19 protein-coding genes are annotated in these 25,741 nt (G+C 73.2%); 8 read left to right on the forward strand and 11 right to left on the reverse strand.

All coding sequences use genetic code 11. From position 1 onward, the window contains the following. Nucleotides 1–14: 14 nt before the first annotated feature. From AC07BS_RS25175 to AC07BS_RS25190, 4 genes are all read right to left on the reverse strand, one after another. On the reverse strand, nt 15–1,427 hold the full coding sequence (locus AC07BS_RS25175) for a lanthionine synthetase C family protein (RefSeq protein ID WP_478934584.1): 1,413 nt from the start codon (nt 1,425–1,427) through the stop codon (nt 15–17). Further along, on the reverse strand, nt 1,427–4,708 hold the full coding sequence (locus AC07BS_RS25180) for a lantibiotic dehydratase (RefSeq protein WP_478934585.1): 3,282 nt from the start codon (nt 4,706–4,708) through the stop codon (nt 1,427–1,429). The genes AC07BS_RS25175 and AC07BS_RS25180 overlap by 1 nt, the downstream gene beginning before the upstream one ends. Before the next feature lie 185 nt (nt 4,709–4,893). Next, on the reverse strand, nt 4,894–5,043 hold the full coding sequence (locus tag AC07BS_RS25185) for a hypothetical protein (protein ID WP_478649327.1): 150 nt from the start codon (nt 5,041–5,043) through the stop codon (nt 4,894–4,896). 195 nt (nt 5,044–5,238) lie between these two features. Continuing rightward, a complete protein-coding gene (locus AC07BS_RS25190) occupies nt 5,239–6,234 on the reverse strand; it encodes a zinc-dependent alcohol dehydrogenase family protein (protein ID WP_478934586.1) in 996 nt (331 codons plus the stop codon). Nucleotides 6,235–6,343: 109 nt separating this feature from the next. Between AC07BS_RS25190 and AC07BS_RS25195 the strand changes: the two genes are divergently transcribed. The 4 genes from AC07BS_RS25195 (at nt 6,344) to AC07BS_RS25210 (ending at nt 13,134) form a co-directional block, all read left to right on the forward strand. Next, a complete protein-coding gene (locus AC07BS_RS25195) occupies nt 6,344–6,661 on the forward strand; it encodes an ArsR/SmtB family transcription factor (protein WP_478934587.1) in 318 nt (105 codons plus the stop codon). 147 nt (nt 6,662–6,808) lie between these two features. After that, nucleotides 6,809–9,133 carry an ATP-binding protein gene (locus AC07BS_RS25200; RefSeq protein WP_478934588.1) on the forward strand — a complete coding sequence of 775 codons (2,325 nt, stop codon included), beginning with the start codon at nt 6,809–6,811 and terminating at the stop codon, nt 9,131–9,133. 218 nt (nt 9,134–9,351) lie between these two features. Then, nucleotides 9,352–12,003 (forward strand): class III lanthionine synthetase LanKC, encoded by a 2,652-nt coding sequence (gene lanKC / locus AC07BS_RS25205; RefSeq protein ID WP_478649338.1) that lies wholly within the window; start codon nt 9,352–9,354, stop codon nt 12,001–12,003. A gap of 180 nt (nt 12,004–12,183) precedes the next feature. Next, the gene (locus AC07BS_RS25210) at nt 12,184–13,134 is read left to right on the forward strand and encodes a zinc metalloprotease (protein WP_478649341.1); all 951 of its coding nucleotides are present in this window, start codon (nt 12,184–12,186) and stop codon (nt 13,132–13,134) included. A gap of 88 nt (nt 13,135–13,222) precedes the next feature. Here the strand turns inward: AC07BS_RS25210 and AC07BS_RS25215 are convergent, their stop codons facing one another. Continuing rightward, nucleotides 13,223–14,845 carry an alkaline phosphatase D family protein gene (locus AC07BS_RS25215; RefSeq protein ID WP_478649344.1) on the reverse strand — a complete coding sequence of 541 codons (1,623 nt, stop codon included), beginning with the start codon at nt 14,843–14,845 and terminating at the stop codon, nt 13,223–13,225. 168 nt (nt 14,846–15,013) lie between these two features. Further along, a complete protein-coding gene (locus AC07BS_RS25220; protein WP_478649346.1) occupies nt 15,014–15,589 on the reverse strand; it encodes a hypothetical protein in 576 nt (191 codons plus the stop codon). A gap of 75 nt (nt 15,590–15,664) precedes the next feature. Here AC07BS_RS25220 and aac(3) point away from each other — a divergent pair, with 75 nt between their 5' ends. After that, on the forward strand, nt 15,665–16,513 hold the full coding sequence (aac(3), locus tag AC07BS_RS25225) for an aminoglycoside 3-N-acetyltransferase (protein WP_478649349.1): 849 nt from the start codon (nt 15,665–15,667) through the stop codon (nt 16,511–16,513). Between the two features lie 3 nt (nt 16,514–16,516). On the opposite strand, the gene AC07BS_RS25230 is transcribed toward aac(3), so the two are convergent. Next, nucleotides 16,517–16,741 (reverse strand): hypothetical protein, encoded by a 225-nt coding sequence (locus AC07BS_RS25230; RefSeq protein WP_478649351.1) that lies wholly within the window; start codon nt 16,739–16,741, stop codon nt 16,517–16,519. Nucleotides 16,742–16,914: 173 nt separating this feature from the next. Here AC07BS_RS25230 and AC07BS_RS25235 point away from each other — a divergent pair, with 173 nt between their 5' ends. After that, nucleotides 16,915–17,673 carry a TetR/AcrR family transcriptional regulator gene (locus AC07BS_RS25235; protein ID WP_478649354.1) on the forward strand — a complete coding sequence of 253 codons (759 nt, stop codon included), beginning with the start codon at nt 16,915–16,917 and terminating at the stop codon, nt 17,671–17,673. Here AC07BS_RS25235 and AC07BS_RS25240 read toward each other — a convergent pair. The 3 genes from AC07BS_RS25240 to AC07BS_RS25250 form a co-directional block, all read right to left on the reverse strand. Further along, complete coding sequence (locus AC07BS_RS25240) at nt 17,659–18,342, reverse strand: DUF5825 family protein (RefSeq protein ID WP_478649357.1); 684 nt, start codon at nt 18,340–18,342, stop codon at nt 17,659–17,661. The two genes, AC07BS_RS25235 and AC07BS_RS25240, sit on opposite strands and share 15 nt — an antisense overlap. Continuing rightward, nucleotides 18,339–20,282, reverse strand: a complete 1,944-nt coding sequence (locus tag AC07BS_RS25245) for a RiPP maturation radical SAM C-methyltransferase (protein WP_478934589.1) — start codon at nt 20,280–20,282, stop codon at nt 18,339–18,341. Before AC07BS_RS25245 ends, AC07BS_RS25240 begins: the two co-directional genes overlap by 4 nt. A 495-nt stretch (nt 20,283–20,777) precedes the next feature. Beyond that, on the reverse strand, nt 20,778–21,923 hold the full coding sequence (locus AC07BS_RS25250) for a PP2C family protein-serine/threonine phosphatase (RefSeq protein ID WP_478934590.1): 1,146 nt from the start codon (nt 21,921–21,923) through the stop codon (nt 20,778–20,780). A gap of 251 nt (nt 21,924–22,174) precedes the next feature. On the opposite strand from AC07BS_RS25250, the gene AC07BS_RS25255 reads away from it, so the two are divergent. Together AC07BS_RS25255 and AC07BS_RS25260 are read left to right on the forward strand one after the other, a co-directional pair. Beyond that, nucleotides 22,175–22,375, forward strand: coding sequence for a hypothetical protein (locus AC07BS_RS25255; protein ID WP_478649365.1), 201 nt, complete (start codon nt 22,175–22,177; stop codon nt 22,373–22,375). Nucleotides 22,376–22,441: 66 nt separating this feature from the next. After that, the gene (locus AC07BS_RS25260; protein ID WP_478649368.1) at nt 22,442–24,691 is read left to right on the forward strand and encodes an endonuclease; all 2,250 of its coding nucleotides are present in this window, start codon (nt 22,442–22,444) and stop codon (nt 24,689–24,691) included. A 38-nt stretch (nt 24,692–24,729) separates the two neighbouring features. Here the strand turns inward: AC07BS_RS25260 and AC07BS_RS25265 are convergent, their stop codons facing one another. Beyond that, nucleotides 24,730–25,728 carry an AraC-like ligand-binding domain-containing protein gene (locus tag AC07BS_RS25265; protein WP_478649371.1) on the reverse strand — a complete coding sequence of 333 codons (999 nt, stop codon included), beginning with the start codon at nt 25,726–25,728 and terminating at the stop codon, nt 24,730–24,732. Between the last annotated feature and the right edge of the window lie 13 nt (nt 25,729–25,741).

Genomic DNA, 25,741 nt, shown 5'->3' on the forward strand with positions numbered 1-25,741 from the left:
CCTTCACTCAGCCTTCACGTCAGCAGGAGCGCGGCGTCCCACCCGGTCGCGGGCGCCGTGTCCGTGGCGTAGGCGCGCAGGGCGAGCGCGACCCCGGCGGCGCCCTCCAGGAACCCGGCCCGGTGCGGGGCGACGGGCGCGTGGGGCGCGGTGTAGGCGTAGCCGAAGGGGAGCGCGGGGTCGTGGGCGTCGAGGAGGACGGACGCCAGCCGCGGCAGCCGCCCGGCCAGGCGCTCGTCGCCGCTGTCGTGCGCCATGCGCCAGGTGGTCTGGAGCAGCCCGGCCCAGCCGTGGCAGAGGGACGGGTCGGTCGCGCGGCGGATGTCGGCCAGGGCCCCGGCCAGCGCGTCCACGGCGGCCCACCGCCAGTCGGAACGGGACAGGGCGCGGCCGGCGAGGTACAGCGCCCGGGCCACGCCGGGCGTGCCGTAGCACCAGGCGGTCCGCCGGGAGAGGGCGGTCGCCGGGTCCGTCGTCCCCCGGGCGACCTCCTCGTCGAAGGTCACCGATGCCGCCCACTGCCCGTCGTTCCCCTGGTGGTCGAGCAGCCATACGGCGATCCGCTCGATCGCGGCGACCTGGCCCGGAACCCGCACATCCGCTTCCAGGGCGAGCGCGAGCAGCGCCAGGACTCCCGGGATGCCGTGGGCCATGCCGAGGTTGAAGTGGCCCCGGGACGAGGCGGTGTCGCGGTCCGTGGCGGTCAGCGTTCCGTCCGCCCACCAGCCGGGGACGGTGTGGCCGTGGACGCGGACCGGTTCCGTGAGCCGCACCAGATACGCGAGGGCGCCGCCCAGCGGCTCCCGGTGCCGGGCGGGGGACAGGAGCAGGTACCGGCCCAGGCCCGCGGCCCCGCTGATGAGGTCGTAGTGACGCGTGCTCACACCGGGGCGCCCGGCGCGGAGACGCTCGTCCTCGGCGGCGAGCACGGCCACCAGCTGAGCGAGCACCGCCGCGTCGACACGGTCCAGCAGAGCGGCGTAGTCGGCGGGGCCGTGCCGCGCCGCCAGCGCGGCGAAGGCGAGCGCGGCCGCGCCCCCGAACAGGCCGGCACCGCCGCTCGTGGCCGCCTCCCGCGCGGCGGCGGCCAGATGCCGGTGCGCGGTCGCCCGGTGCCGGGTGTCGCCGTGGGCCGGTCCCGCCCCCGGGGACGCTTCCTCGCCCCGGGACGGTCCCGCATCGTGCGCGAGTTCCGCGAAGAGCAGCGCCACGCCCGGATGTCCTTCGCCGAGGGAGAGCGGGGACCAGGGCGACCGGGGCCCGATGCCGGGGATCACGTCCACATGGCCGGGGGCGGACTCGACGGCCACGATCCGTTCCGGGTCGGCGAGGCGCTCGGCCACCCGGGCCGCGACGTGCCCCGCCCGCGCCCGGAGGGCCAGGTCGTCCGGGGCGGCGTCGGTGGCCGGAGGGCGCGGGGTCGTCATCACTCCCACTTCCTGCGGTCCCGGTGCGCCTGGACGGCGCCGCGGGCGATCGCGTACGAGGACTGTTCCGCCTCCGGGTCGATCCCGGACAGCCGGTTGTGGTGCATGTGGAGGAGGGAGGCGAGCACCTCCGGCGGTGACGCCCATGCTCCGCCGCCCAGCGCGCGCAGGGCGCGCCCGTAGTCGGCGAGCGCCGTGGCGCGCCCGGACCAGGCCCGCAGCACCCGCTCGCCCCCGGGCAGGGCGCGCAGCCGGGGCCAGTCGCCGTACGGGTCGATGAGCGCGGTGACGTCACGGCGCCGGCGCTGGAACTCCGCGTGCCGCGGCCCCTTGGGGAAGGCCGACAACAGCCAGTCCGCCCACGGCGGTTCGCCGGTGACGCCCTCGCGGCCGACCGGGTGCGGCCAGAAACGGCGGGCCAGGTCGACGTGGTTGGCGGCGGTCAGCAGGACCCGGTCGATGTCCGGCGCACCCGAGCGCAGCAGCCTCAGCTGTTCGATCACCGCGACGCTGTCGGCGTGGAAGGCCCGCTCGGCGGCCTCGATCGCCTCGGGGCCGCCGTACCGCTCCAGTTCGGGGTCGTAGGTGTCGAGGACGAGGCGCCGGGCGAGGCCGCGCGCCCGCAGGCCGGCGGTCCAGTCGCGCAGTTCCGGCAGCAGCCGGGTGTGGAGGACGTCCGGCGGGCCGTGCCAGCGCAGCCGGAGGTGCGGTTCGTCGTGTTCGCGGTAGCGGAGGAAGAACCAGCGGTCCACGCCGTCCGGCGACGCGCCCAGCAGCCGGGGGAGTTCGTCCGCCAGCAGGTCGTCCTGGCGTTCGCGCGCGCAGTACACCGACGCGTAGAGCCAGCTGCCGCCCGGGAAGTGCTCGCCGGGTCCGGGGCGCGGGGGAGCAGGGCGGGTACGGGCGCCGGCGGACGTCTCGGGGAGGTCCTGGCGGCGGGGGACCAGGGAGACGACCAGTTCATTGCGGTGGACGCCGCCGGGCCCGGTGAGCCAGCCGGTCCCGTGGCCGGCGGGACAGGACGCGGCGGGCTCTCCCGGCCCGCCGTCCTCGCCGGCCAGGACGCCCGTCGGCAGCTCATGGACGACGGTGGCGGGCCGCCGGTCCAGCTCGTGGCGGAGCAGGAGCAGGTGTTCCGCGTCGTCGAGGTCGAGTTCGAGCCGGTTGTCGGCGAAGCTCACCCAGACCCGGTCGGGGACGCGCCAGCGGTCGCGCCACTCCCGGACCCGGGCCGTCCACGCGGCGGGGGACAGCCCCGCGTCGCGGAGGCCGTCGGGTGGCCGCCACCGCGCCAGCGCGAGGACGGCCCGCCCGTACCGCACCCGGGGCAGGAACGGCAGGGACTCGGCGGCACCCCAGGTCCACGCGCTCCAGCCGCGCACGCCGGTGTCGCGGATCTCGCGCAGGAGCCGGGCGGCGTTGGGCATGTTCCCCTCGGTGACGGCCGCGTGGAAGACGCTCGGTACGACCTCGCGCCCGCCGGCCCGCTCCACGAGGAGCAGGCGGCGCGTGTCGGCGCCGACCGCGAGGTCCTCGACGCCCAGGACGTGCGGCGCCGCCGGGTCGGCGAACGCGGCGACCGGCAGCAGGCGGTCGAGCAGGCGCGGCACCTGGGCCACGTTCGCGACGCGCGGATGCGGCACCCGGTAGGTGAGCTGCGCGGACAGCGCCCTCTCGTGGGGCGGGCCGGCGGCCCCGGCCAGCGCGCCGAGGGCCGACCGGACGTGCTCCGGCAGCAGGTGGAGGAAACGGCCCGAGCCGGCTCCCGCCTGCCCCACGCCGCCCGTCACCACGAACCTGAACCGTCCGTCGCGCAGCGCCTCCAGGGACGGCGCGACGAGGTGCCCGAAGACGTCCACCGAGCCGGCCGGCGCGTCGCCGTCCCGGGCGAGCCGCGACACCACCGGGTCCGCGGCGTCGTCGGTCAGCACCACCTCGGGGTCGCCGGAGACGGCCGCCTCCTGCGCGAGCGCGGACAGCACGGCGTCGCGTCCCCCGTCCCGGGGCCCGTCCGCCGCCGGGCCCCGGTCACCGGGCGGCCTGCGGTAGCCGGCGGGCGCGCCCAGCCCGATGTCGGGATCCAGCACCTCCTTCAGCGGGACGTACCGGCCGGTGCCGTAGCGCCGCAGGAACTCGCCGTGGTACGCGTCCAGGACGCGGGCCTCGGGGGCGAGCCGCCACAGGAGCAGCGCCGCCCGTTCGGCCTCCACGGCCACGGCGCGCGGCAGCCGGACGTCCGCGTCCAGGGCCAGGTCCACCTGCACCGGCCGGTCGCCGGGGCTCAGCCGCCGCATACGGGCGGTGGCCGACCGCCAGGCCTCCCGCCCCCGGCCCAGCGGCGTGGCCGCGTAGCGCGCCAGGTCCCGCCGGACGGCCCGCAGTTCGCCGAAGCCCGGTGCGCCGGGTGGGCCGCCGGGTGGCACGCGGGCGAGCGTGTCCAGGACGTGGGCGAGCGGATCGGTGGCCTCCAGCGGCGGGCGCAGGTCGGTGAGGAGGACCTCCTTCGCGACCAGCCGGGTCAGCATCGTCCGGATGGTGGCCGGGGACGCCTCGGGAAACGTTTCCTCCAGGCGTCGCTCCAGCTCCGACACCCGTACCGCGGCGGCGCCCGCGCACTCCGTCACGCACCGGACCGCCGCCGTGTTCCGTACGCTCAGTTCGTGGGTGACCGTGACCGGGGTGCCACGGCGGCCGCGTCCCGGAGCCTCCGCCGGCGCGGGGGCCTCCGGCACGTACGGCACGACCAGGCGCCCGCCCCGGGTGAAGCACAGGTTGTTGACGGTCACGCGCAGATGCGGCAGGACGTCCGGGTGCTGCTCCCAGGCGGCCACCAGCGCCGCGAGCCACTCGCCGTCCGGACGCACGAACCGCCGGTGCTCCGTGCCGAACCGGACCTTCACCTCGGCGGGGTCGTCGGTGAACTCCGCCGCCGACACGCCCGCCATGAGCCCGAAGGGGGTGCAGCGGGTCGCCATTCTGGTGCGGTATTTCGCGAGGGCCCGTACGCTGCGCCGCAGATCCGGGAGATCGGGTGGTTCGCCGCGATCCGGCCCGAGAAGCCGATCGAGGGAGCGCGCCAGGGAACCGCTGGAGACCGCGACCGCTTCGCGGAGCAGTGGATCGGACGCCAGGTCACGGAGACGGCGCAGCAGTCGCGTACTCTCGCTCGGGGAATCCGTGCCGGTCCGCTCGTCCCGGTCACCCGCGGCCCAGCGCACCGGCCGTACGGGGGCGCGCAGCAAGGCGAATCCGGCGCAGGAGAACGTCCAGCGGTCGTCCATGGGATCCACCTCCCCCCTGTCCCGGTGCTCCCCTCCGAAGAATGCGCGCGCCGTCCCGGGGGTGGGAACCCGTCAATCGGGAATTTCACTCGCGTGCCCCATTCGACCTATGGTCGCACCAGCGGTAAAGGCAAGAGCGCCCCGCCCGTAAGGGAGAGGCGCTCTCGGTCCGACCCGTGCGATCCTCAGCAGATGCCACCGATGCTGAAGACGGTGACCGTGCCGGTGCCCGTGCAGCAGAGCGTGTAGGCGGTGATGTCGGAGCCGCTCGCCACGCTCTCTCCGATCTCACGGACGTCCAGGTCGAAGACGTCGTCCTGAGGTGTGTAGTCCATTGTCACGTCTACGGTCGGCATATCCGGTCAACCCCTTTCCGGGCAAGAAGTCGACGGTCACCGGAAATGATGGTTTCCGTCTCTGGCCGCAGAATGCGCTGTCTGTGACGGCCGCGGAAAGACGCGTACACAAATTTCACTCGCGTGAGTTATCCAGGCCAGGTTTCCCTCGGACTTCGCCAGGATTGTCCGGCGTCAGTGGTCCACGGTGACCACGATCTTGCCGAACTGGGTGTTGGACTCCATGTGCCGGTGCGCCCCCACGATCTCGTCGAGGGGGAAGACGCGGTCCACGACGGGGCTCAGGGTTCCCGTGCGCAGGCCCGAGGTGATGAACGCGACGGCCCGCCGCATCCGCTCCGGGTCCCGGGTGATCTCGAGCATCGTGAACGTCCGCATGTTCAGGGCGGGCATGCCCAGGTCGAAGCCCGGGTAGGGCGTCGGCTGCCCGCTCTGCGCACCCCACAGGAAGAGGGTCCCGTCGGGGGCGACGGCCTTCGCCAGCTCGGTCACGCCCGGGCCGGCGACGGCGTCGAAGACGTACTCCGCCCCCTTGCCGCCGGTCAGTTCCATGACGCGGGCGGTCACGTCCTCCTCGTCGGAGACGATGACCTCGGCCGCGCCCGCGGCGAGCAGCTGCTTCTTCTTGGCGTCGGTGCGGGTGACGGCGACGGGGGTGGCGCCGACGCGGTTGGCGGTCTGGATCGCCGCCAGACCGACGCTGCTGGAGGCGGCGTTGACGACGGCCACGTCGCCCGCCCGCATCCCGCCGATCTCCACCATGGCGCCGTACGCGGTGAGGTAGGGCATCCACACGGCGGCGCCGGAGACGGCGTCGACCCCGTCGGGGCGGGGCAGGAGAGCGGCGGCCGGCACGATCGCCCGCTCGCCGTAGACGCCGTAGTCGTTCTGGGAGAACGACGGGACGACGCTGACCGCCTGCCCCGCCGTGAACCCGGTGACGTCCGGGCCGACGGCCTCGACGACGCCGGCCGCCTCGGCCCCGAGCCGGGCGGGCAGCCGGGGCTGCTCGATGTAACGGCCGCCGCGGAAAAGGACCTCGGCCCGGTTGATCCCGATCGCGTCCACCCGGACGCGCACCTCGCCCGGGCCGGGCTCACCGGTCTCCAGCTCCTCCAGCCGCAACACCTCGGGTCCGCCGATCTCATGGAACCGCACAGTCCGTGTCATGGCACCGCTCCTCGCTCGCTGTGGCCCTTCGCCCCCTGTGGACATGATCAACTCTGCGCCACGAGTACGATCGCTGTCAAACTTTGATGAGTGTCGTACCATGGGCTTCATGGAACGCATGCCTCCACATCCAGACGTGACGCAGTTCAGCCTCCAGCGGGTCCTGGAGGCCCTCGTGGACCCGGTGCGCCGGAGCGTCGTCACCCAACTCGACTTCGTGGGCGAGGACCTGGCCTGCGGCACGTTCGACATGCCGGTCAGCAAGTCCACCGCCACCCACCACTTCAAGGTGCTGCGCGAGGCCGGCCTGATCCGCCAGTACTACGTGGGGACCTCGCGGATGAACACCCTCCGCCGCGCCGACATGGACGAGGCCTTCCCCGGCCTCCTCGACGCCCTCACGACGCCCCAGGCCAAGGGGCGTTGACGGGTCGGGCGTGCACGGGACGCGTCCCCGGGTGGTCTCCGGCCGATCCGTGCCGCCGCACCGGCGTCAACAGCAGTGGATACGCACGATTGTGCATACGATGTCCGCACGTACGGGGGTGCGGGCTACGGAACGCGGGGGGCGCGGGTGTCGACGGGTGAGCTGCTGCGTGAACTGAGGGCCGGACACGGCTGGTCGCTGACCCAGCTGGCACAGCGGGTCCACTACAGCAAGAGCTATCTGAGCCGGGTGGAGAACGGCTTACGGCCCCTGTCCCCGGACCTGGCGCGGCTGTGCGACGAGGCGATGGGCACCGACGGCCGGCTGACCCGGCTGGCGCTGGCCGCCTCGCCCGCGCCGTGCCCGCCGCCGGACGCCCGGCCGGTCGGCCCCGCCCCGGACCGGCTGCCGGTCGTGGGACGGATGTGGGGCCGGGACGGCGAACTCGCCCGCGCGGAGGCCTTCCTGGACGGCCGGGACGGGCCCGCGGTGATCGCCGTGGACGGCATGGCGGGCGTCGGCAAGACGACGTTCGCCGTCTCCCTCGCCGCGCGCCTCGGCGCCTCCCGCCCGGACGGCACGCTCTACGCCGACCTGCGGGCCCACGGGCCCTACACCGGCGAGGCGTCGCCCCCGGACGTGGCCACCGGACTGCTGCGCGCCCTGGGGATCGGCGCGCACGGCACGGCCGGTGTGCCGGTGGACCCGGACGAACGGATCGCCCTGCTGCGCGGCGTCCTGGCCGAGCGCAGGGTCGTGCTCGTCCTCGACGACGCGGCCCGCGCCGCCCAGGTCGCGCCCCTGCTGCCGGGCAGGGGCGACAGCGTCGTGGTCGTCACCAGCAGACGGCGCCTGACCTCCCTGAGCATCCGCTACGACGCCCTCCGCGTCCCCCTCGAACCGCTGCCCCCGGCGGAGGCGGTGCTGCTCCTGCGCCGGGCACTGGGGCGGGGAGCGGCGCCGGAACGAGCCGCGCCGCCCGGCCACTTACCGGGCGCGGTGCCGGACCTCCCGCGGGAGTCCGCCACGGGCGACGGCGACGGGACGACCCTGGCGACCGTCGCCCGCTACTGCGGCTACCTCCCGCTCGCCCTGCGCATCGCCGCCGAGCACCTGGCCGAATGGGGCGAGGACTTCGCCGCCGTCCTGACGGGCGAACGGGCGTACGCCGCGCCGCGGCTGGACCTGCTGACCGTGCCCGGCGAGAGCGGCGGCGTGCGCGCCGTCTTCGACTGCTCGTACCGGACGCTGCCGGACGACCAGGCCCGCGCCTTCCGGCTGCTGGCGCTCCACCCGGGTGCCGTGGCGGGCGTGGAGGCCGTGGCCGCCCTGCTGGGGGAGCCCGTCGTGGCCACGGCCCGGCTGCTCGCCGAACTGCGCGCGGCCAACCTGGTGATGGAGGTGCGGCCCGGCCGGTTCCGGATGCACGACCTGCTGCGCGCGTACGCCTGGGAGCGCGCCGAGGCCGAGGAGGGGATCGAGACGCTCGAGGCGTGCACCGAGCGGATCCTCGCCTGGTACCTCCACACCGTCGAGGCCGCCACCGACCACCTGCTCGGCGCCGCACGTCACCGCGTCCCGGTCGTGGACGTGCCCAAGGACTGCCGGCCCCCGCGGTTCGCCACCCTCGCCGAAGCCCTGCGCTGGTGCGAGGCGGAACGCGCGAACCTGCTCGCCTGCTGCCGGGCCGCCCACGCGGCGGGCAGCCCGGTGGCCTGGCAACTCCCGTACGCCCTGTGGTCGTTCCTCTTCCTACACCATCATCACGAGGACCTGCTGGCCGCCGGGGAGATCGCCGCCGACGCAGCCCTCGGCGCCCCGGCGGACCCACTGGCCGCCGCCTGCGCGGAGACCGTACTGGCCAGCGCCCGCGCCGGGTCGCGGGAGCACGCCCGGGCGGACGTCCACTACCGCCGGGCCGCCGACCTGTTCACGGCCGCCGGGGAGCCGGTCGCCGAAGGAGCCGTCCTGCTGGGGTACGCGCTGTCGTGCCTGCGCCAGCGCCGCGGTGCCGAGGCCGCGGCGCTGGTGGACCGCGCCCTGGGGCTGTTCGACGCGGCGGACGACGACTGGGGCATCGCGTTCGGACTGCTCTGCCTCGGCGAGGCCCACCTCGCCCACGGCCGCCCCCGGGAGGCCCTCGCCCCCCTGTCGCGGGCCCGGGGCCTCCACCACGCGCACGGATCCGTCTGGCTGGAGGCGGGAGCGACGACGCTGACCGCGACGGCCCATCGCGAGCTGGGGGAGCACCGGGAGGCCACCCGGGGCTACCGGCGCGCCCTGGCGCTCCACGAGCGCACCGGCATGCTCGCCGGAACCGCCCAGGCGCTGCACCAGCTGGGCATCAGCCTGCGGTCCCAGGGCCGCCTCCGGCAGGCGCGTCAGGCGTGGCTGACGGCGCGTGACCTCTACCGGTCGCTCGACGACCCCCGTGAATGGGACGTCCGGCAGCACCTCGCCGAGCGGCCCTGAGCGCACCCGGCCGTAGCGGCCCCGGCCCGAGCGGCGCGCGGTCGCCGGGAGAACTGGCAATGACTGGCAACACCAGGCAACACCGGGCGACTCCCGCCACGGCCGACCCGGACATACGGTGAGAGAACCGGTCAGCTGAACACCGCACGGGACCGGCGTCCGAGCTCCGCCGTACGCCACCCCCGCGCGGTGCCGTGCCTGTGAGGGAGATACGTCACGTGCGTTCGTCCGACTACGAAGCGTTCTGCCAGACGGACCCCGTCTTCTACGACGACCCGGGACGGCGCGGCGCGACGGAGGACCTCCACCCCCCGGCCCTCGAACCGGTGCCCCACGGATGGACCCGGAGCCACGACGGCGTATGGGTCCACCTCCGTCCCGACGACGTGACACTGCCCGAACAGGGCTGGAAGGTCTACGTCTCCGGCACCCCCGACACGGCCCTCGACGTCATCCAGGCCGTCCTCGGCTTCTGCTTCGCGCAGCACGTCGGCGTCAAGTTCCTGCGCAGCCGCACGGCCGTCCGGAACGCCCACTCCGCCCACGCGCCGCGTGGTCGCAGCGGCAAGCTCCTCACCCTCTACCCGCGCGACGAGGACGAACTCCGGCGCGTGCTGTACGGACTGTCCCCGGAGCTGGCCGGGCGGAACGGCCCGCCCCTCATCAGCGACCTGCGCTGGCAGGACGGCCCCCTCTACGTCCGGTACGGCCCGTTCCGCCGCACGGACGGCCCGGACGAGCCGGAACCGGCCGAGCCCGCGCCGCACGACGTCGGCGCGCGCCTGGTGCCCGACCTCCGCCGGCCGGTCCACTCCGTGCCCTTCTGGGTCCCCGTCCCGGACTTCCTCGCCGAACAGGCGGCGGCCGGCGCCGACGACCGGCCCGACGACTTCCCGTACGACATCGAACGCACCCTGCGCTCCTCCAACGGGGGCGGCGTCTACCAGGCCCGGGACCGCCGGAACGGTCGCGTCGTCGTCCTGCGCGAGGCCCGCCCCATGGCCGGGCTGGACCGGGACGGTACCGACGCCGTCGCCCGGCTGCGCCGCGAACGCGACACCCTCCGGCGCCTGGACGGCCTGGACTTCGTACCCCGCCTCCACGACCACCTGACCGTCTGGGGACACGAGTACCTCGTCGAGGAGTTCATCGACGGCGAGGTCCTGGAGCGACACCTGTTCTCCGGCCGGGACGCGCTGCTGGCCGGCGAACCGGACTCCCGGGCGCTCGCCGAGCACGGGGTACGGGCCCTGGACTTCCTCCGCCAGCTGGACCGCATGGTCACCGCCCTCCACGAGCGCGGCGTGGCCTTCGGCGACCTCCACCCCCGCAACATCATCGTCCGCCCGGACGGGCGGCTCGCCCTGATCGACTTCGAGTCGTCCTTCGACCTCGCCACCGGCACCCCTCCGCCCGTGGGCGCCCCCGGCTTCGTCTCACCCGCCGCCCGCACCGGCACGGCCGTCGACCGCTACGCGCTGGCCTGCATGCGGCTCGCCCTCTTCATCCCGCTCACCTACCTCATCGAGCTGGACCCCGCCAAGGCCGGCCACCTGGCCAGGGCCGCCCAGCAGTTGTTCGGGCTGCCGCACGGCTTCACCGCCGCCACGGTCGTCGCGCTGCGCCGGGCCTGCGGCGGTCGTATCCCCCCTGGCCGCACGGCCGCCACCGGCACGGCGGACCGCGAGCTCTTCATCCCCGCCGGCGCCGCGCCGGCCGACTGGCACCGGGTGATGGACGAGCTGGCCGACGGCATCCTGGCCGCCGCCACACCGGACCGCGAGGACCGGCTCCACCCGGGGGACCCCGAGCAGTTCGCCGCGCAGGGCGCGGTCAACCTGCTGCACGGGGCGTCCGGCGTGCTCCACGCCCTGGCCGAGACCGGCCGGCCGGTGCCCGACAGCCATGTCGCGTGGCTCCTGCGGGCCGTCGGCACCGCGCAGGACGTACGGCCCGGGCTCTACGACGGCCTGCTCGGCACCGCCCTCACCCTCGACCGGCTCGGCCGGCCCGGGCAGGCGCGCGAAGTCCTCGACCGCGCACGGGAACTGACGGAACTGCGGCGCGAGCGGGGCGTCCTGGGCCACGACCTGGTCGGCGGGCTGGCCGGCATCGGGATCGGCCTCCTCCACTTCGCCGAACGGTACGGGGACGGCACGCTGGCCGACGAGGCCCTGGACGCCGGCCTCGCGGTCGCCACGGAGAGCGTCGCCGGACCGGCCGGGACGCGGCGGACCGGACTGCTGTACGGCGGAAGCGGCCAGTCCCTCTTCCTCACCCGGCTCTACGAGCACACCGGCGAGACCCGCTGGCTGAACATGGCCGCCGCCGCGCTCACGCGCGACCTGTCCCACGGCAGGACGGCCGGCCGCGGCATGGCACTCGTCGACGGCGGGCGCGGCGCCGTCTGCCTCGGCGCCGGCTCGGCCGGGGCCGCCCTCGCCCTCCGCGCGCTGCTGCGCCACCGGCCGGACCCGCGGCTCGCCGAGGCGCTGCCGCTGCTGGACGAGGCCTGCGCCACGCAGGTCGTGCACGTGCCGGGGCTGGTCCACGGCAGGGCGGGCCTCATCTGGGCGCTGGCCCGGGCGGCCGCGCCGGACGAGGCCGTTCCGTGCACCGCGGTGCCGGGCGCCGGCACGGCCCGGGCCCGGGAGCGGCTCGCCCGGCAGCTCGACCGGCTGTCCTGGCACCTCGTGCGCCACCAGGACCGGGTGGCCTTCCCCGGCCACCAGCTGCACCGGCTCTCGACGGACCTGGCCACCGGCTCGGCCGGCATCCTGCTCGCGCTGCACGCGGCGCTGACCGGCAAGGGAACGATCCTTCCCCTCCTGGACCCCGGGGCCCCGCTGTCCATGATGAGCACGCGATGACGACGACGGCCATGCGACGACCGTACGGAGGCCATGCATCTTTTGCCCCGGTATGCACGAGGTCTTAGCCTTTTAGTGAACGATCCTGTGCACCGCCGGCCGGGCTCCACCGGCCCGGCCCGCGGTCAGCCCCTCATCCGGTCACCGTCGCGTCGCGCGACCCGATCCGGAGGTGCAGTTGTGTCCGAGAACGATGTGACCACTCCAGGCCCGCCGGCACGACGGGCCTGCGGGACGATGCCGGTGCACCACCGGCTCATGGTGGAGGACCCGGAGTACGCCAGTGCCCGCGCCGAGATAGAGAACATGGCCTTCGCCTACGAGACCGGCGCCGAGTCCACCCAACGCGTGGGCCCGACCCGTATCCCGGTCGTCGTGCACGTGGTCTTCAACACCCCGCAGGAGAACATCAGCGACGCCCAGATCGCCAGCCAGATCGACGTCCTGAACCAGGACTACCGGGCTCAGAACCCGGACGTCTCCCAGGTCCCGCCGGTGTGGAAGCCGCTCGTGGCCGACTGCCGCGTCGAGTTCGCCCTCGCCACGGTCGACCCGCACGGTCAGCCCACCGACGGCATCACCCGCACGCAGACGACGAAGACCAAGTTCAACGTCGGCACGGACGACGTCAAGGCGGACTCCACCGGCGGCCACGACGCCTGGCCGCGCGACAAGTACCTCAACCTCTGGGTCTGCCCGCGCCTCTTCGAGCCGCTGAACCCGAACGAGATCCTCGGCTACGCGCAGTTCCCCGGCGGCAAGGCCGCGACGGACGGCGTGGTCATCGGCCACCGGTTCTTCGGTACGAACGGCACCGCGACGGCCCCGTTCAACCTCGGCCGTACGGCCACCCACGAGGTGGGGCACTGGCTCAACCTGCGGCACATCTGGGGCGACGACGAGGGCTGCAGCGGCAGCGACTTCGTCGCCGACACCCCCAACGCCGGCGGCCCGAACTTCGGCAAGCCGCAGTTCCCCACGCTGACGTGCTCGAACGGCCCCAACGGCGATATGTTTGTGAATTACATGGACTACACGGACGACGCCGGGATGTTCATGTTCACCCAGGGCCAGGTCGACCGCATGAACGCCACCCTCGACACCGTTCGTTCGTCGTTCAACGGCGGCTGATCCACCCTCCACCCTCCACCCTCCACCGACCACCCCGCCCCGCGGCCGGAGCGCCGCGGGGCGGGCCGGTGTCACCGCCCGGCCCGGGTCACGACCTGACGAAGCCGGGGCGCCCGGCCTCGCAGGTCAGGCTGATGCCGGTGGAGACGGGTGCCCCGGGGCGGGTGACGTACGGGAGGATCCGGTAGTCGGCCCGGGCCAGGGACGGGGTGAGGGTCACCACCACGTAGCCGCGGCGCTTGGCGTAGTACGCCATGTGCGGGTTGACCCGGAGGAGTTCCTCCCAGTCCTCGGGCTTCTCCATGCCGTCGGAGCCGCTGGAGATCGACGTGCCGAGGATCTCCACCCCGCGCGTGGGGGAGGAGGGATCGTCGAAGTCGTCCTTGATGTCCATGGCGAGATGGATGTGGGAGTCGCCGGAGAGCACCACGAGGTTGGCGACGCCCCCGCGGCGGGCCGCGTCGAGCAGCCGCCCGCGGGCGGCCGGGTAGCCGTCCCACGCGTCCATGGAGAGCGGTGAGTTCTTGGCGGTGAGCCTGCGGCGGCAGAACGCCACCTGCTGCGGGACGACGTTCCACGTGGCCGCGGACGTGCGGAAGCCGGCGGCGAGCCAGCGCTCCTGGGCCGGGCCCAGCAGCGTGCGGGAGGGATTCTCGGACTCGGGCCCCGGCTGCTGCCAGCCGTCGCCGTAGGCCTGGTCCGAGCGGTACTGCCGGGTGTCCAGGACGTCGAACTGGGCCAGCCGCCCGTGCCGGAAGCGCCGGTACAGCCGCATGTCCGCGCCCCGGGGGCGCTGCGAGGGGCGCAGGGGCATGTTCTCCCAGTACGCGCGGTAGGCGGCGGCGCGCCGGACGAGGAACGCCGTGGGAGGGTCGTTGTCCTGCGAGACGTCCGCCGCGTAGTTGTTCTCGACCTCGTGGTCGTCCCAGGTCACGCACCAGGGGTGGGCGGCGTGCGCGGCCTGGAGGTCGGGATCGGTCTTCTCCAGCGCGTACCGCAGGCGGTAGTCCGACAGCGTGACCGTCTCGTGGCCGAAGACCTCGGGGAGCCTCCTGCCCTCGGGGAGCCGCCGGTCGCCGGCCCCGGGGTCGATGGCGTTCTCGTAGATGTAGTCGCCGAGGAAGAAGACGACGTCGAGGTCCTCCCGGGCCAGATGGGACAGGGCGGTGTAGTAGCCCTCGTCGTACTGCTGGCAGGACGCCACGCCCAGCCGCAGCCGGCCGGGGTTCGCGCCCGCGGCGGGGGCGGTACGGGTGCGGCCCACCGGGCTCGTCCAGGCACCGGAACGGAAGCGGTACCAGTAGGTCCGGGCGGGCCCCAGCCCGCGGACGTCGACGTGGACGCTGTAGCCGTCGTCGGCGTCGGCGCGCGCCGTGCCGCGGCGGGCGACGCGGGAGAAGCGCTCGTCGTCGGCGATCTCCCAGGCCACGGGAACGACGCCCGAGGGCGGCAGCCCGCCCCCCGGCTCCAGCGGTCGCGGCGCCAGCCGCGTCCACAGCACGACCGCGTCCGGCAGCGGATCCCCCGAGGCGACGCCCAGGGTGAACGGGTTCTCCGCGAGGTCCCCGGCGGACAGCTCCCTGGCGTGCGCGTGCGGCGACCCGGCGGTGAACGCCAGCGCCGTCGCGGCCGTCAGGGAGAGGAATCTGCGTCTGACGTACAGGCCTTCCGGTGTGAGCCGGTCGGGCTCCCGTTCCTCCGCGTCCGTCATCCGGGCACTCCTTCCCCGACTCCCGTGCTCACACGGTCGCTTGCGGCCTCCAGTGACACCACCGTGGATTCCTACCCCGTTCGACGGCGGAGTCCCCATGGACCCGAGGGGCGTACGGGCGCATCATTTGTCGCCCCGCCGCTGTCCGTGACAACGGCCCGGCTCCGGCTACAGATCGACGGCCGGATCGAAGGGCCGGGCGCCTGCCCAGCCCTCCTCGAACTCCTCCCGGGTGATCTCCTGGCCCACCAGTTCCGGGTCGAAGAGGTCCACGATCGGCGGGTTGAACGGCCAGTCGTCGGGGCCGCTCCTGATCGCCGTACCGTCCGCGGCGAGCTCCACCTCCCGCGTCCGGCGTCCGTCCGAGCCCACCTCCAGCAGGTACACGGCCGCGTCGGGGTCCTCCTCGTCCTCCGGGTCCCACGACCGCCGCAGGTGGACGACGTCCCGGTCCGCGAGGGCGCCGAAGTCCGGATGCCCGCGCTGCGCTTCCCGTCGGGCGCGGAACCCGTCCAGGCCCGCCGGCATGCGCGGTGCGTCGATGTCGGTCTCGTCCAGATCGTGGTCGTCCGCGCGCCAGGACAGTGTCCCGGGGTCGGTGACGACCTCGACCCAGGCGAACGTCTCCCGGATCTCCCGCTCCGACCGGGCGTGCACCCACCACCACGAACCCCCCATCCCGTAGTCGTGCAGAACGAGGAAGCGCTGCTTGGGCCGGTCGTCCGGGCGGGTCATGTCCGTCATGGCCGCACACCCTAGCCGAGACGATGATCAAGCCCCCTCGGAGCGGCAGGCCGCGGGCCCGCTACCGTGAGCCGCATGGACGAGGCAGCCCTGCTCGCGCGCTCCGACGGACCCGTCACCCGCGGCCGACTCGCCCGGGACCTCCGGGCGCTGGGCCTCGCGGACGGCGACGTCGTCATGTTCCACACCCGCATGTCGGCGATCGGCTATGTGACGGGCGGCAGCCACACCGTCATCGACGCGCTCCGCGACGTCGTCGGCGAGAACGGCACCCTGATGGTGACGTGCGGCTGGAACGACGCGCCGCCGTACGACTTCACCGACTGGCCCCGGGAGTGGCAGGAGACCGTACGCGCCGAACACCCCGCCTACGACCCCGCCCGCAGCGAGGCCGACCACAACAACGGACGGCTGCCGGAGGCCCTGCGGCTGCGCCCGGGCGCCGTCCGCAGCCGCCACCCCGACGTGAGCTTCGCCGCCCTGGGCCCGGCGGCCCACACGCTGATGGACGACCACCCGTGGGACGATCCCCACGGCCCGGACAGCCCCCTGGCGCGGCTGGTCGCGACGGGCGGCCGCGTGCTGCTCCTGGGTGCCCCGCTCGACTCCCTGACCCTCCTCCACCACGCCGAGGCGATCGCCCGGGCGCCGGGCAAGCGGTTCGTGGACTACGAGCAGCCGATCACCGTGAACGGCGAACGCGTCTGGCGGCGCTTCCACGACATCGACTCGGAGGACGGCGCGTTCGACTACTCCGGCGTGGTGCCCGACGGTGTGTGGCCCTTCGAGGTGATCGCCCGTGACATGCTCGCCGCCGGCATCGGGGCGAGCGGAGCCGTCGGCGCGGCGGAGAGCCATCTCTTCGAGGCCCGCGAGGTCGTGGCGTTCGGCGTGCGGTGGATGGAGACCAGGCTCGGGTGTTGAGTCCTACGCGCGGTGGCGGCCGAGAGCCTTGGCGCGGGTGTGGGCCCAGCCGGCGAGGAGGATGCCGGCGGCGGTGAGGACCACGTGGCCGACGAGGGCGGAGGTGAAGCCGCCCGGCAGCCACCGGAGGAAGCCCAGGTCGTCGTGGTGGACGAGGAGCCGGACGAGGCCCTGGCCGAAGACCGCCGTGACGGATATGCCGAGGACTTGGAGGACGTCGTACTTCATGGTGCCGAGTGCCTTTCCGCTCGTGACGCTGACGATACGAACGTATCAACAGGGAGAGGCGAAATTGTCGCTCATCAGGTTGACTCCTCTCGTTTCGTCACACTATTTTCGGGGCCATGGTCGGTGATGGGCGTGACGAAAAGGGAACGGCGTGCCGGGTCTGCGGTACGCCCATGGCTCCGGCGGGGCGGGGCCGCCCCGCCGTCTACTGCTCCCGGAGCTGCCAGGGACGCGCGTACCGCCGGCGGAAGCAGTACCTGCCCGACCCGGTCACCGCGCCCCCGTCGTCACGGCTGACGGACACCCGGATGCGCCAGCGGCGCCGGATCGCCGCGGCGGTGTGGCGCATCGCCGCCGAACACGGCCTGGACGAGGCCAGCATGCGCCGCATCGCCGCCGAGGCCGGAGTGTCGCTGCGCGTGGTCCAGTACCACTTCGACAGCAAGCACGCCCTCCTCACCGAAGCGCTGCGCCTGCTGCACGCCGAGAACGAGCGGCTGGCCCGGACGCGCATCACCGCCGACATGACGGACCCGCCCACGCTCCTGCGCGCGCTGCTGGACGAGTTCCTGCCACTGGACGACCAACGTGCCTTCGCCCTAAGGGTGTTCGCGGCGTACTACGCGCGCAGCCTGACCGACCCCGACCTCGCGGCCGTCTTCCTCGCCGCCGAGCAGCCACTGGAGGAACTCGTCGCACGCATCATCGAGGAGGCCCGCACGGCGGGCACGACACCCCCGGGCCTGGACGCCCGCCACGAGGCCGACCTCCTGGTATCAGGAGCCACGGGCCTCGGCACGGACGTCCTCCACGACCGCCGCTCCCTGGCGGACGTACGCCGCGTGCTGGACTACCACCTGGCCAGGATCTTCCCGACCGAGGCACCCGGCCGGAGCCTGACCCCGCGGATACCCGGTTCAGATGACCAGTGACACCAGTGGCCACCGCCTGACCAGGTACGGCGCCCACCAGACGTGTCCGCCGACCGGGAGTGCCAGTTCCTCCTCGATCAGGTCGGCCAGGACCGCCTCCGGGACCGCCGACGCCGGGGCGCCGTCGGCGAGGGTGGTGATGGCGTCGCGGTAGGCGGGGTCGTCGATGGTGAAGCGGCGCAGCTGCCGGCGGCGGCGGTCGCGGACCTGGACGAATCCCGGTCCCTGGCGGTGGACGCACTTGCAGAGGTAGTGGCCGGTGCGCCACTCCCGCAGTGCCTCGTCGGCCCGGGGCGGGCCGTGCAGGGCGGTCGGCGGGTGGAGGTGGTTCAACGCCGTCCAGGCGTCCGGTTCCGGAGCGGTGTGCACCTCCCAGTCGACGACGACCGCCAGCGCGGTGAGGGCACCGACCAGGCTCAGGGCCCGTACGGCCCAGGCGTCGTCGTCGGTGCCGGCGCCTCCGTCCGTCAGGCGTACCGGCCGCGGCAGGGCCAGCCGCCGTACGCCCGCGTCGAAGAGGGACCGCGCGGCCCGGACGGCCGGCCCGGCGGGTACGTCGACCGGGCCCATGGCCATGCCGGGCAGTCGGCACAGTTCCGGGTCGTGGTCCCGCCAGGCCGTCGCCGTGAACGCGGTGCCGGACGTCGCCGTACCGTTCGTCGCCGTCATGCGGACGCCTCCTGCAGACGCGGTGCGCGGTCCGCCGCCGTACGGCTCTCGTGCTCCCTCAGGTAGCCGATGCGCAGCAGCTCCTGGTTGGCCGCCGCCGGAGCCACCTGTACGTACTGGCCGCCGTCGGCGAAGACCAGCCCCAGGGACCGCCAGCGGACGAGCGTCTCGCGCACCCGGGCCTCGTCCTCGTCGCCCCGCTCGTCCGGCGCCGGGCGGAGTTTGCGCGCGGCGGCCGTCACCGTGTGCGGCTGGTCGAGGAGGCGGAAGAGCGCGATCTCGTAGGGGTCGGTGAGTTCGAGGGCGGTCCAGTCGAAGGCGCGGCGCGCGTTGGCGAGGACGATCCGGTCGCCGAGGTCGGTGTGGGCGAGGCGGCTGCCGGCGTAGGAGTCCTGCCATGTGGCGAGGGCCGCGTTGAGCCGGTCGATGACCTCGGTGGGGGCTCCCCGGGGCGGTACGTCGAAGATGTAGGCCAGGTCGAACATCTCGGCCTCGGGCAGGTCGTAGATGATGCGGTACTGCTCGGCGGGCCGCAGCTCGCTGAAGCCGAGCCCGGGGTTGTTGAAGTAGGGACTGAAGCGTTCGACGGCGATGCGTCCCGCCGGTCCGCCGGGCGGATTGAGGTGTTCCAGCGCGGGGATCTGGGCGATCACGTCGTCGTAGTCCGCGGCCTCCTCCCCGGGGAATCCGTGGAGGTAGTTCCAGGCGACGCAGAGCCCGACGGTCGAGGCGTCGCGCAGCATCCGTACGTTCTGGCAGCCGGTGACGCCCTTGTCCATGAGGGCGAGGACCTTGCTGTTGAGGTTCTCGATGCCGGGCTGCACATAGACGACCCCGGCGTCGGCCAGCACCTGGAGCTGGTGCCGCTTCATATTGGATTTGATCTCGTACTGGAACCGGAAGCCGAGTCCGCTCTCGGTCAGGCGGGGGAGCAGCGACTTCAGGTAGTTCATGTCGAGGATGTTGTCGACGACGTACATGTCCAGGACCCGGTGTCTGCGGGCGAGTTCCAGGATCTCGTCGTGGAAGGCCGCGGGGTTCTTGCTGCGGAACTGCATGAACGATCCGTTGAGGCCGCAGAACGTGCAGTGGTGCTTCTCGCCCCACCAGCAGCCGCGGGCGCTCTCGACGACGAGCTTGGGCTCGACCCAGGAACGGGCGCCGGACCGGGCGAGGCGCTCGAAGTAGCCGGTGTAGTCGGGCGGCAGGATCGAGGCCGGCGGCAGCGGTTTGGTGCTCATGGCGTTCACGACGGAACCACCGTGCCCGTCGCGGTGGCACAGCCCCGGAACGCCGGAGAAGTCCCCCTCGCCCGCGCCCCCGGTCTCGCGCAGCGCTTTCAGGAGGGCGGGAAAGGATTCCTCTCCCTCGCCGCGTGCCACGAAGTCGACGAAGGGGAAGTTGCGGTGGACCGCTTCCCCCTGCTTCCCGTCGCAGTTCGCGCCGCCCATGACGGTGTGGATGCCGGGGGCGAGTTCCTTGACGTGCCGTGCCAGCGCCAGCGCCGCGGTGTTCTGCTGGAAGGTCGAGGTGAGCCCGACGACGTCCGGTGCCATGTCCACGATGCGCTCGGCCGTCTCCCGGACGAATTCCCCGGCCATCGTGTGCAGCAGGCGCGCCTGTTCCAGCCGCGGTCCGTCGACCTTGTCGCGCGTTCCCTCGGTGAACTCCGCCAGCCTCCATTCACGGTCTCCGTACAGCGCGGAGGAGAAGACCCAGTCGCCGCATCCGATGAAATACGAGGCAAGGGAGTAGTACTCGTAGTCGCGCAGTGTGAAATCGGTCCGCCCGGTCACCCAGTCGACGAAATCGATGTTGGCGTGCAGCACCTCGGCCCGGGCGCCCGGCACGCGCTCGTCGACGCTGCGTTTGAGGATGCCCAGTGCCAGCGACGGGAGGTCGATGGAGGCCCAGGGCATGTTCACCAGGAGTACGCGCACGTTCGACCTCTCCTACGGGGAGCGAAGGGCTGGGAATCAGGAGGAACGAGGGGGTGAACGGGGGAGTAAAGGGCGGACCGGTCGGTTCTGCCCGGCCGGTCCGCCCCTGACGTACTACTCAGGTGCTCCCGCGAGGATGGGGATGTCGATCCAGCGCATGCCGCCCTGGTATTCCTCGCCGTCTTCCTGCAGCGGGTCGTTGTTGATGACGTCCTTCTCCATATCCGTTCCTTCCCCCGCGGCGTCCGACCGGGAAGTCGGGTCCCTCCCGACGAGGGACCCCGGCTCGAAGCCTGCGCGTCTGTGCGGGAGTTGTGAAGGGACGGGATGATTGACATCCGCAAGGGGCGGCAGTACTGGGACCCCAGTGGTGCGGTGGACATGGTGCGTCTCGCGCATACGCGATGAGGCCAGTGATGACACGGGCTTACGCCACACGATCGACAGCCCGTTCGCCCCGCTGACGCAGCGGAATCCGGGGATTCCGATCGGAGGCTACGGCTCCTCGGTGAGCCGGTCGAGGAGGAGCAGCGCCGCGTCGTCCGCCAGATGTCCCCCGGTGTGCCGGAGCAGCCCGCGGTGGAGCTGTTCCAGGAAGTCCCGCGGGGCACCGGGGCGCAGCTGTCTCCCGGCCTCCTCCATGGCCTCGGGGAGGGGGAAGAACTGGTGGTCGCGGTCGCGGGCCTCGATCACGCCGTCGGTGTACAGCAGCAGACGGTCCCCGGGGGCGAAGGGATGGCTCTCCGCCTCGCAGGTGAGGCCGATCATGAAGTCCTCAAGCCACAGGGGCGGCAGGGTGGAGGCGGGCATCAGGGTCCGGACCTCGCCCCGGTGGAGCACGAGCGGCGGCGGATGGCCGCGGTTGACCACCTCGACCACGTGCCCGTCCGGCACCTGCGCCACCAGGACGGTGACGAACCCCTCCAGCACGGCGACCTGGTCGAACGCGTCCGGCACGGCGGACTCGCGGCGCAGCGCGGCCACACAGTGGTTCATCACCTCCACCAGGTCGTCCTCGTAGTGCGCGGCCTCCCGGAAGGCGCCCAGCACGGCCGCGGCCGCGCGTACGGCCGGCAGCCCCTTGCCCCGGACGTCCCCCACGATCATCCGCACCCCGTACCGGGTCTCCAGCGCCTCGTACAGATCGCCGCCGATCTGCGCCCCCTGCTCGGCCGCGAGGTACATGTTCGCGGCCGCCAGCGGGCCCAGCCGGGCGGGCACGGGCCGCAGGATGACCCCCTGCGCGGCCGCGGCGATCCGGCGCACCTGGTCGAGTTCGTTCCGCCTGCGGGTCCGCACGGCACTGCTCGTCGCGATGCTGGCCACGGACACCAGGAAGAGCGCCAGGAAATTGGTGTACACCTGCTGGGTCCCCCACGCGTCGTTGTACGTCGCCGTGGCCACCCCCACGGCCGTGGCCACGCCGGCCGCGGCGAGGGTGCCCCGGGGTCCCATCGTCACCGCCGCCAGCGCCGGTGTCGCCGTGAGCAGGGGGCCGGTGTACAGAAAGTGCGCGGGGGAGAACTCGATGGCCACGACGAGAAGGGCGATCGCGAACGGAACGCATTCCCCCAGGGCGATCAGACGCCGCCTTGAGGCGCCCTTCCCCGGCCGGGGAGACGTGCGGAAGAGCGACCGCATGGCTCCAGGCTCCCTCTCCGGAACCCACCGGTCCACTCGTCCGGGGCGACGCGTCGCTCTCGGTCGCCGGCGGGCGATGCTGTGTGACCGCGGGGCCGGAACACGGCGCGTTCGGAGGAGGATGCGTGCCGCGCCCACCCGTGTGAACCTGAAAAAGGGATCCGAAAAGTGATCCGAAGAAAGTGAACCGAATTCCGGGAGTTCCGGGAGTTCCGGGAATTCCAAGAGTTTCCGAGGGAGTGGGATCCGTCATGGCCGGGCTGCCGAAGAGGAAGCACCACGAGACCCGCGAGACCCGCGCCACCGAACACGAGCGCAAGAAGCGGGAGAGGAAGGAGAAGAAGGCGGAACGGGCCAGGAAGCAGGTGGAGGAGCCGGCCGAGGAGGTCTACCGGCACCCACCCGAGCCGGACGTCCTCGGCTGGGGACACCGCAGGGATTCCTCACCCTGAACCCCGCCGGAACCCTGACCCGCCGGAACCCTGAAGGGATCTCCTGAAGCGGAGAGGAACGCGCTCATGGCCACCGCGGAATACGTGTCCCAGGCGGAGACCGACTACGCGTCACAGCTGAGGAGGGCCGCCGAACGCTACGAGAACCGGACGCCGGAGCGGGAGAGGACGCGCCGGACCCTCACCCGCCAGGGAGTGCTCTACGCGGACGAACCCGAGCGCGTACGGAAGCGACTGGCACGGCTGAACGCCGACTGGTCCCTGGCCAGGTCCATCGAGCGGACGCCGACGGTTCCCGCCACGACCACCGGCAGCACCCTCCCCCTGGATCCCGACGCCTTCGGCGCCGATGTGCTCGGCGTGGAACGCCTGATGGGGCGCAACGACCTCACGGGAGTGGCCTTCCTGGAAGGCGGCCACCTCGCCGGCCGGTCGATCGGACGCGTGGCGGTCGGCTCCCCCGGGGGCGGGCACTTCGGGACCGGTTTCATGGTGTCCCCCTCGCTCCTGCTGACCAACAACCATGTGCTGCGCAGCGCCGAGGAGGCGAGCCGCGGACTCGTCGAGTTCAACTTCCAGGCGGGACTCGACGGACGCCCGCTCACCCCGGTGGCCTTCGCGCTCGAGCCCCAGCGGTTCTTCGTGACCGACCGCGAACTGGACTTCAGCGTGGTCGCGGTGGCGGAACGCAATCAGCAGGGCGCGCGGCTGGGCGACTTCCACTGGCTGACGCTGGACGGAACGCAGGGAAAGGTGATCCTCGGCGAGTTCGTCAACATCATCCAGCACCCCAACGGCGAGCCCAAACAACTGGCCCTGCGCGAGAACCAGGTCATCGATCTGCTGGACCGCTTCGTCCACTACGAGACCGACACGGCACCGGGTTCGTCGGGCTCGCCGGTCTTCAACGACCAGTGGGAGATCGTCGCGCTCCACCACTCGGCCGTGCCGAAGACGGACGCATCGGGCCGGCCCCTGGCCGTCGACGGAACGCTGTGGCAACGGGAGATGGGCGAGAACCAGCTGGCCTGGAAGGCGAACGAGGGCGTGCGGATCAGCCGCGTCCTCTCGGCCCTGAGCCAGGTCACGCTGACCGGCGCCGCGGCCCGGCTCAGGGACGAGGTGCTCACCCCGCCGGCCGTCCCGTCGCCCGGCGAGGGCGTCCCCCAGGCGGCACGGCCCGTTCTGGCGTCGCCGGCCACCGACGGCTTCGCGGCGGACGGCGCGGTGCGGCTCGGGTCCTCCGGCGGCGGCGTCGTGGAGGTCACCGTGCCCCTGCGGATCAACGTGAGCGTGGACCTGGTGTCCCCGGGCATGCCCGGGACCGCCCCGGTGTCGCTGGGCACGACCCCGGCCGCGGGCGCCACCACGGCCGCACCGCCGGCCGACCGGCCGGTGGCCCCGACGGCCGGCCGGCCGGACACGACGAGCGTCGGCATCGCCGCCGACGCGGCCGAACGGGACCTGAGCGCGGCCCTGGTCAACCTCCGGCTCGGCGAGACCCGCGTCTACTACGACGAGACCGCCGACACGGCCGCCCGGGACGCCTACTACGCGCACATCGACCCCGGGCAGAACGGCGACAGCCTGCGCCGCGCGCTGACCGGGCTGCTGGAGGGCACCCACGCGCGCCGGCCCTCGTACAACCCGGCACGGATGCTCTACCCGTGGGTCGACCTCCACCCCGACCGCCAGCTGCACAGCGTCTACTCGGGCAAGGGCTTCACCCCCGAGGAGCTGATCCGCGCCGACGCCGCCGCCGAGGCGGCCCGTATCACGGGCCTGCAGGACTTCCTCCGCCGCGAGAGCGCGGCGGGCCCGGCGGAGCTCACCGCGGAACTCGACGCGCTGGAGGCGTCGCTGCCCTTCAACTGCGAACACGTCGTCCCGCAGTCGTGGTTCACGAAGCGGGAGCCGATGCGCGGGGACCTCCACCACCTGTTCGCCTGCGAGCCGGATTGCAACAGCTTCCGCGGCAACTTCCCCTACTTCGACTTCCCCGGCTTCCAGGAGGTCGTACGGCACGACTGCGGCATGCGCGAGAACGAGCGCTTCGAACCCGAGCACAGCAAGGGAGCCGTCGCCAGGGCCACGATGTACTTCCTGCTGCGCTACCCCAAGCTGGTCGGCGACACACCGGGCGAGTTCCCCAGGGACCGGCTGCCCCTCCTCCTCACCTGGCACGCCGCCGAACCGGTGGACGAGCACGAGCGGCACCGCAACGCGGCCGTCGCCGAGATCCAGGGCAACCGCAACCCCCTGATCGACCACCCGGAATGGGCCCCGCTGATCGACTTCTCCGGTGTCTGGCCCTGAGCCGGGCCGGAACGCCGGAACGTCGGAACATCGGAACGTCACGGAAGCCGGTCGGCAGCGCCGTTCCGCACCTCCGAGGGCGTCACCCCGTACGCGGTGCGGAACGCACGGCTGAACTCGGCGGCGCGCGGGAAGCCCCAGCGCGCGGCGATGGCGTGGACGGGGACGTGCCGCAGCCCCGGGGCGGCCAGGTCCTCGCGCGCCCGCCGCAGCCGCTGATGACGGATCAGGACCGCGACGGTCTCCTCCTCGTCCTTGAACAGACCGTGCAGGTGGCTCAGGGAGATGTGGTGCGCGGTCGCGACGGTACGCGGCGACAGCCCGGGATCGGAGAGGTGCTGCTGGATGTACGCCCGGACGCGCAGGACCAGGGCGCGCCGGTGGTTCCCGGGCGCGAGCGCGTCGTCGGCCTCCAGGACGTGGGAGAGCAGCGCGGAGAGCAGGTCGATGACGACCGCGCCGAGCCGGGGACCGTCGGACGCCCGGTAGGTGCCGGGGTCCGCCGCCACCTGGGTGAGGAACTGGGCGAGCAGGTGCCCGACACCCTGGTCGCCCGGGAGCCTGCGGTTCAGCAGCTTCTCGACGTCCTTCGGCGGTAACGGCAGCAGCTCCCGGGGGAGGAAGACACCGGTTCCCCGGATGAGGCCCGGGCCCCGGTCCCGGGCGTGGTCGGCGGCCGCGTCGAGCTGGTACGGGCGCGAGGTGTCCAGCAGGACCAGGTCGCCCGTCGTGAACGTGCCCTCGCGGTCGCAGTGGGCGACGCCCTTGGTCCCCCGGACGTTGAGGGACAGGTGGTAGAGCCCGGGGTCGGAGCGGCGGATCAGCCGTGGGGTCCGCCGCATCCTCATCGCGGGGTGCTCGACGGTCCACAGCCGGACGGCGCCGAGGTCGAGGACGCGTTGCGCGGCGGGGAAGTCGGCGGCGTGGGTGCTGACGATCTCGGCGGGGGCGTAGGCCCCGGACAGGTAGTCGCGCCAGCTGTCGAGGCGTTCGGCCTCCGGCACGTCCTGGGTCCGGAAGCCGGTTTCGGTCAGCACGGCGCGGCCCCGG

This window comes from Streptomyces sp. NPDC044063 (assembly GCF_056434285.1).